Raw genomic sequence first — 15,250 nt, forward strand, 5'->3', positions numbered from 1 at the left:
TGTAGCCTCTACGCGATTAGATGCGATCGCGATCGGTGCGGATGTTTTGATCCCGAACGGGCAGATCGTTACTATTCACATCCAGTTCTTCTCGACGAAGCTGTTCTTCAGCATTAACCGTTTCACGATCTACTTCTTTTCTGATTCTGACTTCCTCACGTACAAAAGCTTCCTTTTGAATGTTAGGAGTTTCTTCGTAGATTTCTACCCGTGCAGCTTCCCCTTCCTGGAAGGCAGCTTCGCCCGGAGTAACAGCTCTTCCCGCATCTGCTGGAGTCACGCGCTCAACGATCACTCGCTCCCTTTCAATGGGGACTGAAACTCGCGCTGTCTCAGTTTCAACGTGTTTACCCACCGCTACCTCGCCTGTTTTCTGGCGGGTTTTATTAGCAATCAACCGTTCTTCGTACAACTTGAGGGTTTGATGATCCCGATCGTTCATATCGTACAAAGATGGCTCTTGCTGATAATTGTAGCGATCGCGATCGTAAGCTTCATAATTATCCTCAACAGGTACAGCACCTGCCATCGGAGCGGCGTAACTAGGTTCCACAACAGGTGCCCCCAAAGGTGCAGATGCATCTAAAGGTGTTGCTGTGTTTATCGGTGCCGATGTTTCCACAGATGGCTCTACCGCCGAGTTGCGATAAACTCCTCTCACCTGCTCTTCGTAATCGTAATCAACCTTGAGCTCGTCGCCAAATTCCGGTAAATTTTCTACTTGCTCTTTGGTAAGCCCAACAGCGTAGACGTGCCGATTATCATAGTCGATCCGAGAACGACCCACTGGTAGCAATACTTGCTTACCGAAAACCCAGAAGCCTGTATCAACAACTAAATAGCGGAAACGCCCCGATTCATCAACTAAGATATTTTTGACGCTACCAACCTTGTCATCGCTGATATCTGAATAGACGTCAAATCCCTTAACGTCTTCACCGCCAAAAGTGTCTTGATAGTCTGTGTCGAAATCTTCAAGCTTGTATAAAACCATGCTTTTCTTTTCCTCCAAATTTCTTGTGTATTTCTTATGTATCTATGCTAAAAGTCTCTACGCTGGCTCCATCTGGCTAGCGACTGACTTCAATAAATTCAATACATAAGCCCTAAAGAGGATGCACAATTATGAAGCATTCGCTCAGATTTTGTTAGTTAATTATTAAGTAGAAATAAAAATAAGTTTTTTTTACAAATGATTACCAATTATCTTTGTATATTTGCTATAACAAGCAGCAAGTTTTGATTTTCTATCTCCCCGCAGACAGGTATGTATATATTTCAATGGATAGATATAGAATTTAATTAATAAACTCTTCAAAAGATTAAATTATTCTTAACCTAAGAGAAGCATCTAACATTTTTTGAATGAGATGAATTGCTCCTGCAATCTTAGATTCAATATTTTGTAAAACTAATAGACTGCTTCTGAGCTTTCCTTGGCCTTCTTTGCGCCTAAAGCGGAGATTGTGTACGTCAGCATCGCTTACGAAGTTTTTTTATTTCACAAGTCGAATAAGGTTGCTACAGCAGTTCTAAATGATTCCCGAAGGCAAGATACCCAACTTCTTAGAAGTTGGGTATCTCAAGCCCTGAATTATCACAACTTGAGTAGGATTGCTGTATCTTGTGAACTTAATTGAGGTTGTAATCGATCTTTGCAGATTAAAACTTACGCAATTTACTAGCCTTGGTGCCCCTGACATTTTAAGATTTGTAAATTTATTTAAGCCTGCTCGCCTATAAATTTTTTCTATCTTTGGTAGTAGTAGAAAATCTCGCTACATCTATTAAGTATAAGTACCTAAGATTCAATTGTTGAGCTGCTCCTTGAAATATCTTGACACGGTCTCTAGAAGAGCGCTTACATAGCGCTTACGCTCTAGTAGCAGAGTACCCTAACTGGGCAGTTCAACAGCGCATCCGTGGAAGTACAGAGTTTGCAAAAACACTTTCTAGAGATTCCGTAATCTAACCCAAGCAAATTTGTAGTAATCTTTGGCAAGGTAATATTAACCAAGCAGATGTCACCATAGATAGATGCACGGTGCCCCTGTTTTGTACTACTGCTATCTGGAATTTTCAAACTATGGCTCCCCAAAACGGCAAGATTCGGTTCCCTCTGTGGCAGTTTCTCAATCAGCCCCTGTTTAGTTCCAAAACTAAATTAGTGCTCAATCCCCGCCGCTTCTCGTATTGTTACAGAATTCACCTTTTGGAACGCTGCTGGGTTAAAGATTACCAGCCAGGAAACCGCCGTCAGCACTAAACCGCCAAATTGCATTCAGTTGTCAGGAGCCAAGTTGAGACTGACCACCACAAGGTCTCTACAGAATCCAGGAGCCAGAATCTATCCTCAGTCTGACCCCTGGATTCTAAATAAGGCGAAAATTGTTATTTTAATTTATTAAGTTTAAACGCACTTCAGGTTCTAAGTGACGCCGCTGAACAGAGAAAATTGACTTTTGCTCGATCCGGAATCTAGTTCCTGCTTGCCGAATACTTTACTCAGATAGCTCAAACAGCCTGCGAATTCACCGTCAGTTATGGGTGAAAAGCCCCTGTAACCGTCGTGGGGAGCCGTTTTAGGCTCTCAGGAATGCACGCTCGCGAGCGATCGCATAAGTTTGGTTTTCCTCAAGCACGCTCGACAAGAAAAGTCATGGCATTACAATCGGCATATGGTAGCGGTATTACCGAAAGCCCAACCATTGAAATTTCTCAGGAAGTATTACGGTCTATCCTTAGCCGGATAGAATCTGAACTCCATAGCAGCGAAGTCTACAATCGTGCCTTGGCTGGGTTACAGACAATCTTGGGAGAAGCTGCTGGGAGTGCCCAGATTATGGTTAAGGCAGTAGGGAGAGAAGCCATCCGGCTAGCGTTCCAGCAGTTTGCGAAAACTTATAAGGTTGTCCCAGTCACATCTCCAGAAATTGGTAACAATCAACAAGAGCCGCAAGCTAGCACTCAGCCTCAAGAGTCATCAGTCCATAGCGAACAGTCATCCGTTAATCACCCAGAATCAACGACGAATGACTTAACTTTAACGAATGACCAAGGACGCAGTATGAATGCCTCACCTGCCGATTTAGTAGACATTAGGCCACTGCCTGTGCCAACCAGCCCAGATCCGGTTTTTCCCAAACCACTCAAAAAGCTCTCCAAGGCGGAATTGGCAGCGCAAATCGCAGATGAGCAACGGCAAGAGTGCCTGCGTCAAATTGGTCAGCAATTAGGGCAAGCACGTCATGCACAGTCAATGACTCTGCGGCAACTTCACAATCAAACACTCGTGCCGCTTCATCACATTCAGGCTTTGGAAGTCGGTTGCTTCGAGCATTTGCCTGAGGATATCTATGTCCGAGGTTTTATTCGCCGGATGGGGGTCGCCTTGGGGTTAGATGGTGCTGCAATGGCTGCTTCCTTACCCGCGCCCGATCCTGCAAAATCTGTACTGCCTTCTTGGTACCGACCGAAATCAGTGCCTGGGTTTGGATTTCAGCTCAATACAGTTCATTTATACGTGGGTTATGCTGCGCTAGTGGCAGGGGCAGTGGGAGGACTCGCTTTGATGTCGAACCATTCACAATCATCGGCGTCTGCTGATTCTCCACCGGATGTTCCTAACAACTCATCTGCTTCTGAGTCGCATCGTCCTGTGAAACCTGCTGCGAAACCCGGTTTAAAGGCGGGTCAGAAAGGAGTGGCGGTTGGGCCTGATATTGCTCCGCCTGAAGCAATTAGTCGTAATTAGTCATTTGTTATTAGTTATTGGCAGAAAAAACAACTGACTGCTGACTAACTAATGACAAGATTATCTCGATGGACGACGGTTTCTGCACCGGCGTAGCCTAAAATGGCAGGAATTTCTTCGGAACGGCGTCCACTAATTTGCTGTAGCTCGTCGCTGCTGTAGTTCACCAGCCCTCTAGCTATTTCCCGTCCTTGGGGGTCGCATAACTGCACAGCGTCTGACGCCTGGAAGTCTCCCTCGACTAGGGTAATCCCAGCAGCTAAGAGAGATTTTCCTGCCTGACTAATTGCCGCGATCGCTCCCTTATCCAGATATAGCTTCCCCGCAGGAATCAACCCGTGGGCAATCCAACGCTTACGGGCGTTGCCCATCGTGTCGCGGGGTTCAAACTGAGTGCCGAGGGGTTCTCCTTGCAAGATTTTTTGGATGTTGCGGGGAAATCGCCCTTCGGTGATGACTGTCCGAACTCCGGCGCTGGTAGCAATGCGGGCGGCAGTAATTTTTGTAACCATGCCGCCTGTGCCCCATTGAGAGCCGCGATCGCCTGTTTGCACTTGTAATTCTTCCAGCTCATCAATGTGGTTTACTAGAGCGATCGGCTGAGCATCCGGAACTTGACGCGGATCGGCGGAGTACAGTCGGTCTACATCGGTCATTAAAAATAGCCAATCTGCCTCTATCAAGCTGGCGACTAGGGCTGAAAGCGTATCATTATCCCCAAATTTCAGTTCCTCTACGGCTACGGTGTCATTTTCATTCACCACGGGGATGACGCCCAACCGCAACAGTTCCCGAAAGGTGTTGGAGGCGTTGATATAAGCTGAGCGTTCTTTGAAGCTACTGCGAGTCAGGAGAACCTGGGCAATGGGTTGTTCTAAGGTTGTAAAAAAGTCATCGTATACGCGCATCAGGCGTCCCTGACCGACTGCTGCCACTGCTTGTTTGAGTGCTAGGGTGCGCGGACGTTGCACGAGTCCCAAGCGGGCGCAACCCACTCCGACAGCACCCGAAGAAACTAGCACCACTTTATGACCTTGCCGCCGTAAATCTGTGAGGGTTTCTACTAAGGCAGCGATAGTGGAAAGAGCCAGATGACCTGTTTCAGGCGATGTCAGGCTAGAAGTACCAATTTTGATGACAAGGGTTTGACTCACAAAAGAGAGGGGGCGCAGGGGAGTAGAGGGGAGGGGGAGCAGATTGTCGAGACGCGATAAATCGCATCTGATTTATCGCGTCTGGAGGCTGGGAATTGGCAATGAGTGATTAGCTTCAGCCGATTTCCCATTCCAAATTGTAAAACGCCAGCTCCTCCATCGGGGAACTGACGCTTCACACAGGTATTCACGGGGATTAATGTTTAGGGTCTTTATATTGGCTGACCCCATTTGAACCATATGTATAATGCCAGGGATTTTTGACAATCGAGAATCTCATAATTATTTCTTTATATTTTGGTTTTTCAGGATTTGTCTGGATTTTTTAAGTTTTGTTGCTTTGCGGTGAGCGAGACGCCCAAGGCTTGGGACACCCAGACCTCAAAGGTACGGACTGGATAAGAGCGCACGGCAAGCGCTGGGTCAAGCATCGGCTCGACGAGAATGGTAAACATACCGAGTCGGTTGCCTGCTAAAACGTCTGTAAATAAGCGATCGCCCACCATCCCTACTTGTTCGACAGGAAGGTTCATCGCGGTGACAGCCTGCCGCAGCTTGCGCCGCGATGGCTTAGCAGCGCTGGTAATGTAAGGCAAATTTAACGAGCGAGCGATGCCACTAATTCGGTTTTCGCTCAAGTTATTACTCACCAGCCATAGCGTCGCCACCTGTCTAATTTCCTTCACCCATTCCACGAGTTCTTCAGACGCCTCGGCTGCTTTTAGGGGTACCAGCGTGTCATCGACATCCAAGACTAAACCTTTGAGATGATATTGCTGGAGAAGATCGGGGGTCAGACTCACAATAGGTCTGCCCAGAATTAAGTCAGGCTGTAACCGTGTTACCCAGGACATAAGCAGTTTTTAATTGTAAGTGTGAGTTGTTAGGAGAACTCCCAGGTAAGAGCTTTTTCAACCCGGCAAAGTTATCAATGGGATTGCTAGTAGTTGCAAGTCCAACTTCCCCGATCTTAATTAGACTTATTGGCAGCTTGGCGACTAGACCAATCTAGGTACTGTTGTTAGCGGCTTTGTTGCCGTTGTTGGCGAATCGCGTTTGTAGCGGCTTGGTGTTCTTGTAGCGTCCGACTAAACACATGGGTGCCATCGTAGCGAGCCACAAAAAAGAGGTAGTCTGTTTTTTCAGGATTGAGAGTGGCTTTGAGACTTCCTAAGCCAGGGCTGGCGATGGGAGTTGGGGGCAATCCTGCGTTGAGATAAGTATTGTAGGGGGAGGCTGTCCTCACCTGAGCCAAAGTTAAGGGCTGATCCGCTGTTTGCCGAATGCCGAGTCCATACTCAACTGTTGGATCGGATTCCAGTCTCATCCCTTTCTGAAGGCGTTGTGTAAACACACCAGCAATCTGAGGGCGTTCGACCGGAATCACTGCCTCTTTTTCGACAATACTAGCCAATGTCACCCATTGAAGAAGAGGTATCTGGGTTTTGTTTGGCGCTTGTTGATAGATGGGGAGTGCCACCTGTTCAAAGCGATCTAGCATTTGTTTGATGATGGCTTGGGGGGTGATGCGATCGCTATTTAGCTTGTAGGTATCCGGGTACAAAAAACCTTCTAAATAAGGCAAATCCGCAGGTAGCCAAGGATACTGGTCTTTGGGAATCTGAGTTGCGGCAGTGAGAAATTCTTCGCTTTTGAAAAATCCCTCAGATTCAAAGTAAGCCGCCATTTGCCGAAGCGACCATCCTTCAGGGATTGTGAAGGAAAGCTGCACGACATCGCCCGTCCAAATTTTATCAGCGATCGCTGGCAGCGGCTGGGTGGGTGACAACTGGTAAGTCCCAGCTTTAAACCCACCCGGTCGCTTTTGCAAGTCCAACCAAAACGTCCATAGCTTCCAAGCATCAGCGGAGCGAATCAACCCTGCTGCTTCTAGATCGCGCCCTATCTGCTGCGCCGAGGTTCCTTGAGGAATCCGGATTAGCACTGATGTATCTTTTCCAGCATTCGCTGACGGTTGAGTTTCGGCAACGGGGGGCGCACTCGCCCAGCTCCACCACGCCCAACCCTGCCATGCACAGAGTCCAAGCGTTGCTGGGATTAAGGCGAGATAAAACGTCCATTTGGAGATGCGTTGGATTGCTTTCATCTTGATTGCGGGTAACAACCGCTGTCATGGAATTAAGAAGGCAAAATTAAAAATTAAAAAAAGAAAATTCTTCATATTTAATTTTCAATTTCTAATTTTTAATTCTTTACCTATTCCATTTCATCAAATAGCTGATCTTCCAGCAGCGGTTGCACTTTTTTAAATTCCTCAGGGGAAAGTAGCACTGGTTCACCCGCACTATTAATCCGCGCAAACAGTAGCAGCGGATCTAGAGGCGTGTATATTGTGTATTCTTGTTCTTTGTGATAAAAGCTGGCTAGAAACTGAAATTCCTCTGGTTCGAGCTGAGTATCGTCATCTTCGATTTCCAAGGTGAGGATTTCTTCCTCTTCAACCGCAGGCAGTTCACCGGCAACAGTCAGAGCAAATGCGGTTCGCTTTAAGGCGAGATTCCGCTCTGCCAGGACTGCTTGAGCCGTAGGAAAAACTTCGTCAATTTCGGCGTCGTCTTCGACTAAGGTGGCTTCTTCCTCCTCCTTCTCCTCGTCCCACGCCACAATTTCTACAGGTGAATCTACCGGCAGGAGGATGACGTATTCTTCACCATCTACTTCTATTGAATGCTCAATGTAACAACTAAGCGATCGCCCGGATTCATCCGTCAACGAGACGGTTTGGACGGAAGACCCATTCTCTTCAGGGGGTTGGGATGAGAACATTGCAGATATGCTGCTATCAACGTGAGATTGTGGACTAAAAAACTCCAACCCCAAAGTTTGCACACAGTGGGGAAGTAGCTTGCAAAAATCAGGATATCACGGCATAAGAGTTGTAGAGACGCCATACGTCAAGGAGGGACAATTTATCAATTGTCCCTCCTTGAGTTGAAAGATTCTTCCAAGCAATAGATTCGGTTACTGACAGACAAACACCTTCGCTTCGTACTCTGGCAAGTCAACTAGAGAGCCATCCTCTCCAGCTTCGATGCGGGAGTTATTCATCCAATCCTGCCACGTCCCAGAGGATGGGAAGTTAGGAATGCGATACCCTGACAGAGACTTATCTGAGAAATTCGCCACAACAACCACACGGGAAGCAGGTTCGTTCCAACGGTAGTACGCCAAAACTTTTGCCTCTGGATTTTCGTGAAAATACTCAATGTTGTCGCTACAAAGAGCCAGATTTTCTTTCCGGAGAGCGATTAATCTTTTGTAATACTCAAACAAATCTTGATTTAAGTCTTGTGACAACAAAGGCCAAGCAATTTTCTTGGGCTGAGTCACGTTTTCACTTTTGCGCTGGTATTCTCCAAACTCTTCTCCCATCCAGAGCATTGGCACACCTACCGCCGTCATTAACAAAACAGCTCCTAACTTCGCTCTGCCAAATGCGGCTTTGTCAAAAATCCCGCGATCGCCTAATTCTCTCATCAAACGTTGGCGGTCGTGAGTTGCCAAATAATTCACTACATTCGTAGCAGCCGTATAACCCTGCCTTCTCGGATCTAAAACTTCCTTCAGTTTTTCTAATTCAAACATTTCGCCACAAATATGTGGAAGCACAAAGTAGCGAAAACTTTCATGCCAACAACCATCCAGCGGGCCTTCTGGATAAACTACGGTTTTGGTATCGGGAATATGTTCGGCAATGTTGTAGAACGGCTTAGGAGCAGTATTTTTCTTGGCTTGCTTCGCAAGCCAATCCAAAAATTCATAATTTGCCAATTGGCGCACGGCATCAAAGCGAATCCCATCAATGTGATATTCCTGAACCCAGAAACGCACCACATCTCCGACGTATTTCCAAGCAGGCTTAACATCCAACTTTTCGTCGTAGTTGTCGTAGTTAAATTCTGGTCCCCAGTAATTACCCGGGTCTTCTGGATAATGCATATGCTCGTAGTACCAGTAATTCCGGTCAATCAGCATTAACGGGCATTCTTCATCTGTGTGGTTATAAATCCCATCCATGAAAACGCGAATGCCTCGACCATGACACTCGTCAATAAACCGCTTCAAATCTTCTGTGGAGCCGTAACTGGATTCTGTAGCGAAGTAGTGGCGGACTGTATAGCCCCAATTGTAATCACCGGGATACTCATTTACTGGCATCAATTCGATGGCATTAATTCCGAGTTCGCTCAAATGATCTAACTTAGCGATCGCGTCTTGGTATTTGCCTCGCTGGTGTGGGTCATCTTCACCACCGGAAAAATCTGCAACGTGCATTTCATAGATGACTAATTCGTGATTGTCTGGCAAGAGCGTATCGTCATGCTGCCAAACGTAAGTATCAACAATTCGCTTCCCATCTTTGATCCGCGCGACACTGTGGCCTCTTGCTTCATCAACGTCTGTAGCGTATGGGTCGATTACATCCACCCATTGATCGGGTTCAAATTTTGGGCTTTTCGATTGAACTCGAAATTTATATTGATAAATGCCATCCTCCAAGTCTACCTGGGTTCGGAAATAGCCATCCTTACCTTTTTCCATTGGAATGTTTTTCCAGTTAGAAAAAGAGCCGATTAACGCCGCTCCTTGGTTGCGAGGAGCAAATAAATTGAATTCGACTGCTGCCATAAAACCTTTTAATGAAGTAGATTCGCTTACTTAGTTGACCAATGGTTCTTTGCAAACATTTTTGAAGCCTGCATTTATAATTTTAAAGTTTAGTAATGAATTATACTGAATTATCTATCTTGAGAAATAGCAGAACATTAATAAAGTTTGTATCTTCAAAAACAAAATTAACTAACTTCCGGATTTTTATATCTGGAGAAGTAGACAAAAACTATTTTCTAAACTTTAAGAGATAGGTTTAAAAAGACTGCAAATAAGGCTAGCGAGAGATGTCAATTCAGGGATGAATAGGGAAGATCGGGTCATAAATAACAGCTCAAAGGAGCTGAAGATGAGTACATTACAATGGATTCCCCTACTTTCTACTCTTAGTCTCGGTCTTGCATTTATCATGCTTGCTTACTGCTTTGCAGCAGTTACTATCTAGTTTTTCCTAGAAAGAGATTGTCTGATTAATCAATTATTTCTAAGTTGAATTAAGGAGTTTCAAATGTTGAAACAAATGTGTTGGTTGCCAGCGATGGGAGTCAGTGGAGAAAAGTTGTTGCATTTACGAACTGCACCCAATCAACCGTGGCGACCTTATACGGCTTTTCCCGAATATGCTGTACCAGACTATCCAGTTCCAGGCGGTTCTAAGGGTTGGGCAACCTACCAAAAATTAAGATGCGAAGGTTGGGCTTTAGCACCCAGTACGCAGAGCCAGCAACTGAAAAGTGCTTAAAATTATCCACTGATTTTTAGGCAATGTATCTAATAGAGTTGTTGCTTCATTAGCCTTATGGGTTTCGGCTCTTACCTCTAGTAAGGGTTGAAACTTCGCTTCTTAAAAAGCAAGGCTCTAATCAATACTTCTTTTAGGAAATAATTGTTTTCCTAAACCTATCCATTTAATACCGTTCGAGTTGTGAGGCAGTATATTAACGAATAATTCAATTCCCCAATCCACGCTGCGCCATAGCAGAGCATTAGCGCAGCGGCTAACGGGGAGTAAAACGAGACTGGCAGGTTCACTGTATAGACACAGTAGTTTTTTGCTTTTTTAAGGGCGGCAAAGAGAAGCTACTGTTCAAGGCTTTAGCAAGTTTCGATTACTGCCAAACTAATACTTTGGCTTCGTAACTTCCTAAGTCGAGCTGGATGCCATCCTCCCCTGCTTCGACATCATAATCGCCAGTCCATTCGTGCCAGGTTCCTGCTTCGGGGAAGTTAGGAACGTGATAGCCTCCTAGGAAATTGTCAGAGAAGTTTGCAACAACGACAACACGAGAACCCTCGCCATTCCAGCGGCTGTAGGCTAATACCTTTGCTTCTGGATCTTCATGGATAAAGTCAATATTTTCGGTGTAGAGGGCATGATTATTTTTACGGAGATGAATCAAGCCTTTGATAAACTCAAACATCCCGCGATTGAGGTCATGACCTAAGAGCGTCCAATCAATTTTTGCTTGTTCAGTTGTTTTGTATTTATACTCTCCGAACTCTTCACCCATCCACAGCAGAGGTACGCCGACAGCGGTCATATTGATGACAGAACCTAACTTTCTCCGCTTAAATGCTTCTTCATCCAAAATGCCGCGATCGCCTAACTCAGCTAAAACATGATTGTGGTCGTGATTCGTCAGGTAATTCACAACATTCGTAGCACCCATGAAGCCTTGCCGCTTGCAGTCAATGGCATCTTTGAGACGCTCTAAGTCAAAGGTATCGCCGCAGATATGTTCTAGAATGCAGTGATAGAAACTGTCATGCCAGCAGCCATCCATTGGTCCATCTACATTGGTAATGCTGGGGGTTTCAGGAATGTGTTCGGCAATATTGTAAAAGGGCTTTGGCCCAGCTGCATTTTTTGCTTCCTGAACAATCCAGTGCATGAAATCGTAGTTGGCAATTTGTCTGGCTGCATCGTAGCGAATGCCATCAATGTGAAATTCCTGAATCCAGAAGCGCACGGTATCGCCAACAAACTTCCATGCAGGCTTAAGATCTAGATTTTCATCATAGTGTTCATAGTTAAACTCTGGCCCCCAGTTATTATCAGGGTCGCGCGGAGAATGATGGTACCAATAATCGTGGTCTATTTGCGTCAGTGGACTTTCTGCTTCTGAGTGGTTAAAAATTCCGTCCATAATGACGCGAATTCCACGACCATGACACTCATCAATTAGGTTTTTTAACCCTTCAGTTGTGCCATAACTGGATTCTGTAGCAAAGAAGTGACGAGGATTATAGCCCCAGCTATGGTCCCCTGGATACTCCTTCACTGGCATTAACTCAATGGCATTAACTCCTAACTCGCATAGGTAATCTAATTTCTCTACAACGTGTTCGTATTTGCCCCGGGCGTAGGGATCATCTTCACCACCGGAGAAGTCGCCAACGTGCAATTCGTAAATGACTAATTCGCGATCGCTTGGCAGTGGCTTATCGTCATGTTGCCAAACGTATGTATCCACAATCCGCTCACCATCTTTAATTCTCACAACACCGTTTTGGGTGGGATTATCAATATCGGTGGCGTAGGGGTCAACTACCTCTATCCATTGATCTGGTTCAAAGAACCAAGATTTGGATTGAACACGGAATTTGTATTGATAAACTCCATCTTCCAGTTCAACTGTGGTACGGAAATAACCATCATTACCTTTTTTCATTGGGATGCTTTCCCAGTTAGAAAAATCCCCAATTAAAGCAGCTCCATTGTTATAGGGAGCAAATAAATTAAATTCAATCGGAGTTGCCATAGAAGTGTTTGGAGTTTGATGAAAAAAATGCTTAGAGCAGTATTTTCTCCTTTTCATCCCGCTGAGGTATCGTTCTTGAGAAATAAAGTTGCCTCTGGTGCCCTAATTCCCAGGAGAGAAGTGGTAATGAATGCTAAAGGTAATTTAAGCTGAATTTCAGCGATTAATAGCGATTAATGCCGAATTTAGCGTTATTGTTGCGATCGGTTGTAGAAAAAATTTACCTATTTCAGTTGGCTGAAATAGGGGAGACCCCCACCCCTGCGTCCCTTTGCAAGCGACTACTGTGTATACACATCTAGGCAAGAAGCTAAAGACCAACCGAGACACAGAGAATCAAACTGTCGCAGATCCTGAAAAAGAGTGGCAATTTCGGTAGTCCGTTGGCTTTACTAGCCGAGTCAACCGTCTAGTAGAGCAATTAAGTTGCCTAAGCCAACCTTAGGGGAGGACAAGAGTTCATTGTTTTGGGATGCAACTATTAAGTGACCATTAAGTATGGGTGCAAGCTCTGTGAGGCAATACTGCTGGGAATCACAGAAGATGACTGTTACTGATTGAGTGACATCTTCAAGCCTTTGAGGAATTGAAGCAGACGCACAGCAGCAGACAACGCCAACACACACAGACGTTGAATGGCTGCTCCAGATTCGAGTTGGGTTGCTTCCTGATTCAACCGGCTTTGTTTGAGAGTGGCAAACAGTATATCTATAGCGATCGCTATGGATAGAAATTAAGGTTTCACACATCAAAGTTGTACATCATGCAAACCATAAAACGAGCAAAATGCCGGATGCTCTGTTTATGCAGGCTAAAAACCCAAAATTTTCCCTAATTGTTCGCCTTTTAAAGCTGATAGCCAATCGCTCGCAGTTACAATGAAAATCATGAATAAAAATTAAGCTTTTTCTCATTTTTCCTGTTAACCTCCATCAATGAGCGCCACTCCATTGTCAGATGTGCTGTTGGCGGAATCATCCGCACCAACTTCTCCGGCTTCTCGTCTTACTAAAATTCTCAATCGACTCGAACCCTCACCCGAAAGCGTCGTCCTGCTGTTGGCTGTACTAATTGGCACCGGCACCGGGATGGGCGTTGTCACGTTTCACTATTTAATCGCTGTCATCCACAGCTTGATGCTGGAAGGGGTGATGGGGATAATTGGAGGCTGGGGTGCCTGGACTTTAGCTTGTATTCCCATTTTGGGAGGATTAATCGTTGGTTTAATGCGTCTTGCTTGGCCCGATTTTGGGCCGAGTATTTCTTCACTGATTGCCGCGGCCCAAGGCGTCCGAGAGTTGCTACCCCTGCGACCCGTCACCAAGATGGTAGCGGCTGCTGTTTCCCTCGGTAGTGGAGCCTCTTTAGGCCCAGAAGGGCCGAGCGTGGAAATTGGCGGCAATTTTGGAATGCTGCTCGGTCAAGTGCTGCAAGTCTCCAGAGAAAGGCAGCAGTTACTCCTGGGAGCTGGAGCAGCGGCGGGTCTGGCGGCTGGTTTTAATGCCCCGATTGCCGGGGTTTTCTTTGCCTTAGAGGTGGTCTTGGGAACCACCTTTGCAACTTCAGCGGTTAGCGTCGTATTGCTGGCAGCAGTTGTGGCGTCTTTAATTGCTCAGATTGGTTTGGGTGCCCAACCAGCTTTTACGCTGCCCGTCTATGAAGTCCGTAGTCCTCTAGAATTACCGCTTTATCTGGGATTGGGGGTATTAGCAAGTTTGGTGTCGCTGACCTATACCCAGTCAATTCAACTGGCTCGAAGTTTCTTTCGGGGACAGATTGCCGGTTTTGAGTGGCTGGGAAAGATACCGCGATCGCTTTGTCCAGTAATTGGTGGTGCCTGTTTGGGCTTGGTTGCTTTGCAATGGCCCCAAATTCTGGGAATCGGTTACGAAACGATTGCCGCCATGCTTCAGGATGTGGATTTTCCGTTAGGGTTACTCCTCGTCCTACTAGCGGTTAAGCTGATCGTGACGGCGATTAGTCTGGGTAGCGGTTTGGTGGGGGGTATCTTTGCCCCTGCCATGTTCCTCGGTGCTTCTTTGGGGGCAGCGTATGGAAAAATCCTGGCAGCGATGCTTCCAGGCGCACCAATTCAGATTGCCGCACCTCCAGCTTACGCAATGGTGGGAATGGCAGCCGTTCTTGCTGGCAGCGCTAGGGCACCCCTGACAGCGATACTGTTAATGTTTGAGCTAACGCGCGACTACCGGATTGTTTTGCCGCTGATGGCAGCAGTCGGTTTGAGCATTTGGCTGGTGGAGCGCTTTAAGTCAGCGCCAACGAAAGGTCAAAATCTTCAACAGCTGGAACTCAATGTGGAGAAAGACCAGCAGTTAGAAATTTTGCAACAAATGTTAGTTGCAGAAGCAATGCAAGTACCAGGTTTGATGCTGAGTGGTTCTTTATCAGTATTAGAGGCAGGTTTAGCTTTAACCAATGGTCGCTGCCGCAGTGCTTTAGTCATTGATGATGCCCAGCAGTTAATTGGCATCGTCACTTTACAGGATATTAATCGAGCAATGTCTACAGCTCGAACGCCAGTTACCGCTCCTACTGAAACAGTAGAAACAAACAACGTTCTTTGCAATGTCTCGAACAATTTAACCAGTCATCTGGCTTATCAGCCAGTTGCTGACATCTGTACTACTGAAATTCTGTATGCAAACCCTGATGAATCGGTAGCAGAAGCGATAGACCGGATGGCAGCACGCGGTCTCCACCAGTTACCCGTCGTTGACCGCGATCGCCCCCAACAAGTGTTAGGTGTGCTGGAACAAGAGGGAATCGCTTTAGCTTATAGTGTCGCTGCCACTCGCAAGACACTGCGCCGCTATCTTCCCCTCAATCCAGTGTCGAAAGAGTTAAATTTACCGCCCCTCAAGCAAACAGTTTGAAAATTTAGAGAATCGCTAATGAGTCATTGGTTACAAATCAATGACTCATTACGA

Annotated in this window: 11 protein-coding genes; 3 read left to right on the plus strand and 8 right to left on the minus strand. The window is 46.0% G+C overall.

Annotation, left to right across the window (positions count from 1 at the left end):
• Positions 1-16: 16 nt before the first annotated feature.
• The gene (locus tag H6F52_RS13960; RefSeq protein ID WP_190535594.1) at positions 17-994 is read right to left on the minus strand and encodes a DUF2382 domain-containing protein; all 978 of its coding nucleotides are present in this window, start codon (positions 992-994) and stop codon (positions 17-19) included.
• Positions 995-2,596: 1,602 nt separating this feature from the next.
• Here H6F52_RS13960 and H6F52_RS13965 point away from each other — a divergent pair.
• Positions 2,597-3,754 carry a helix-turn-helix domain-containing protein gene (locus tag H6F52_RS13965; protein ID WP_190535596.1) on the plus strand — a complete coding sequence of 386 codons (1,158 nt, stop codon included), beginning with the start codon at positions 2,597-2,599 and terminating at the stop codon, positions 3,752-3,754.
• A 44-nt stretch (positions 3,755-3,798) separates the two neighbouring features.
• Here the strand turns inward: H6F52_RS13965 and proB are convergent, their stop codons facing one another.
• The 5 genes from proB to H6F52_RS13990 all read right to left on the minus strand — a co-directional run bounded on the left by proB (position 3,799) and on the right by H6F52_RS13990 (position 9,558).
• Positions 3,799-4,908: a glutamate 5-kinase gene (proB, locus tag H6F52_RS13970; RefSeq protein ID WP_190535598.1), complete on the minus strand. Its 1,110-nt coding sequence runs from the start codon at positions 4,906-4,908 to the stop codon at positions 3,799-3,801.
• A 305-nt stretch (positions 4,909-5,213) separates the two neighbouring features.
• The gene (locus tag H6F52_RS13975; RefSeq protein ID WP_190535600.1) at positions 5,214-5,762 is read right to left on the minus strand and encodes a YqeG family HAD IIIA-type phosphatase; all 549 of its coding nucleotides are present in this window, start codon (positions 5,760-5,762) and stop codon (positions 5,214-5,216) included.
• Positions 5,763-5,929: 167 nt separating this feature from the next.
• Positions 5,930-7,015 carry an endolytic transglycosylase MltG gene (gene mltG / locus H6F52_RS13980; protein ID WP_190535602.1) on the minus strand — a complete coding sequence of 362 codons (1,086 nt, stop codon included), beginning with the start codon at positions 7,013-7,015 and terminating at the stop codon, positions 5,930-5,932.
• A gap of 110 nt (positions 7,016-7,125) precedes the next feature.
• Positions 7,126-7,695, minus strand: coding sequence for a DUF3727 domain-containing protein (locus tag H6F52_RS13985; protein WP_190410787.1), 570 nt, complete (start codon positions 7,693-7,695; stop codon positions 7,126-7,128).
• Between the two features lie 195 nt (positions 7,696-7,890).
• Positions 7,891-9,558: an alpha-amylase family glycosyl hydrolase gene (locus H6F52_RS13990; protein WP_190535604.1), complete on the minus strand. Its 1,668-nt coding sequence runs from the start codon at positions 9,556-9,558 to the stop codon at positions 7,891-7,893.
• 490 nt (positions 9,559-10,048) lie between these two features.
• On the opposite strand from H6F52_RS13990, the gene H6F52_RS13995 reads away from it, so the two are divergent.
• The gene (locus tag H6F52_RS13995; RefSeq protein WP_190410789.1) at positions 10,049-10,282 is read left to right on the plus strand and encodes a hypothetical protein; all 234 of its coding nucleotides are present in this window, start codon (positions 10,049-10,051) and stop codon (positions 10,280-10,282) included.
• A gap of 367 nt (positions 10,283-10,649) precedes the next feature.
• On the opposite strand, the gene H6F52_RS14000 is transcribed toward H6F52_RS13995, so the two are convergent.
• Entirely contained in the window at positions 10,650-12,302 is a 1,653-nt protein-coding gene (locus H6F52_RS14000) for an alpha-amylase family glycosyl hydrolase (protein ID WP_190410790.1), read from the minus strand.
• Between the two features lie 550 nt (positions 12,303-12,852).
• The gene (locus H6F52_RS26135) at positions 12,853-12,978 is read right to left on the minus strand and encodes a hypothetical protein (RefSeq protein ID WP_277879652.1); all 126 of its coding nucleotides are present in this window, start codon (positions 12,976-12,978) and stop codon (positions 12,853-12,855) included.
• Positions 12,979-13,237: 259 nt separating this feature from the next.
• Here H6F52_RS26135 and H6F52_RS14005 point away from each other — a divergent pair, with 259 nt between their 5' ends.
• The gene (locus H6F52_RS14005) at positions 13,238-15,196 is read left to right on the plus strand and encodes a chloride channel protein (protein WP_190535606.1); all 1,959 of its coding nucleotides are present in this window, start codon (positions 13,238-13,240) and stop codon (positions 15,194-15,196) included.
• Positions 15,197-15,250 lie beyond the last annotated feature (54 nt).

Origin of the sequence: Coleofasciculus sp. FACHB-542 (genome assembly GCF_014695825.1) — a bacterium.
In the GTDB taxonomy this organism is placed as follows: domain Bacteria; phylum Cyanobacteriota; class Cyanobacteriia; order Cyanobacteriales; family FACHB-T130; genus FACHB-T130.

Coding starts and splice junctions, on each gene's coding strand:
- H6F52_RS13960 (WP_190535594.1), bottom strand. CDS start 994: ATGGTTTTATACAAGCTTGAAGATTTCGACACAGACTATCAAGACACT.
- H6F52_RS13965 (WP_190535596.1), top strand. CDS start 2,597: ATGCACGCTCGCGAGCGATCGCATAAGTTTGGTTTTCCTCAAGCACGC.
- H6F52_RS13975 (WP_190535600.1), bottom strand. CDS start 5,762: ATGTCCTGGGTAACACGGTTACAGCCTGACTTAATTCTGGGCAGACCT.
- mltG (WP_190535602.1), bottom strand. CDS start 7,015: ATGAAAGCAATCCAACGCATCTCCAAATGGACGTTTTATCTCGCCTTA.
- H6F52_RS13985 (WP_190410787.1), bottom strand. CDS start 7,695: ATGTTCTCATCCCAACCCCCTGAAGAGAATGGGTCTTCCGTCCAAACC.
- H6F52_RS13990 (WP_190535604.1), bottom strand. CDS start 9,558: ATGGCAGCAGTCGAATTCAATTTATTTGCTCCTCGCAACCAAGGAGCG.
- H6F52_RS13995 (WP_190410789.1), top strand. CDS start 10,049: ATGTTGAAACAAATGTGTTGGTTGCCAGCGATGGGAGTCAGTGGAGAA.
- H6F52_RS14000 (WP_190410790.1), bottom strand. CDS start 12,302: ATGGCAACTCCGATTGAATTTAATTTATTTGCTCCCTATAACAATGGA.
- H6F52_RS14005 (WP_190535606.1), top strand. CDS start 13,238: ATGAGCGCCACTCCATTGTCAGATGTGCTGTTGGCGGAATCATCCGCA.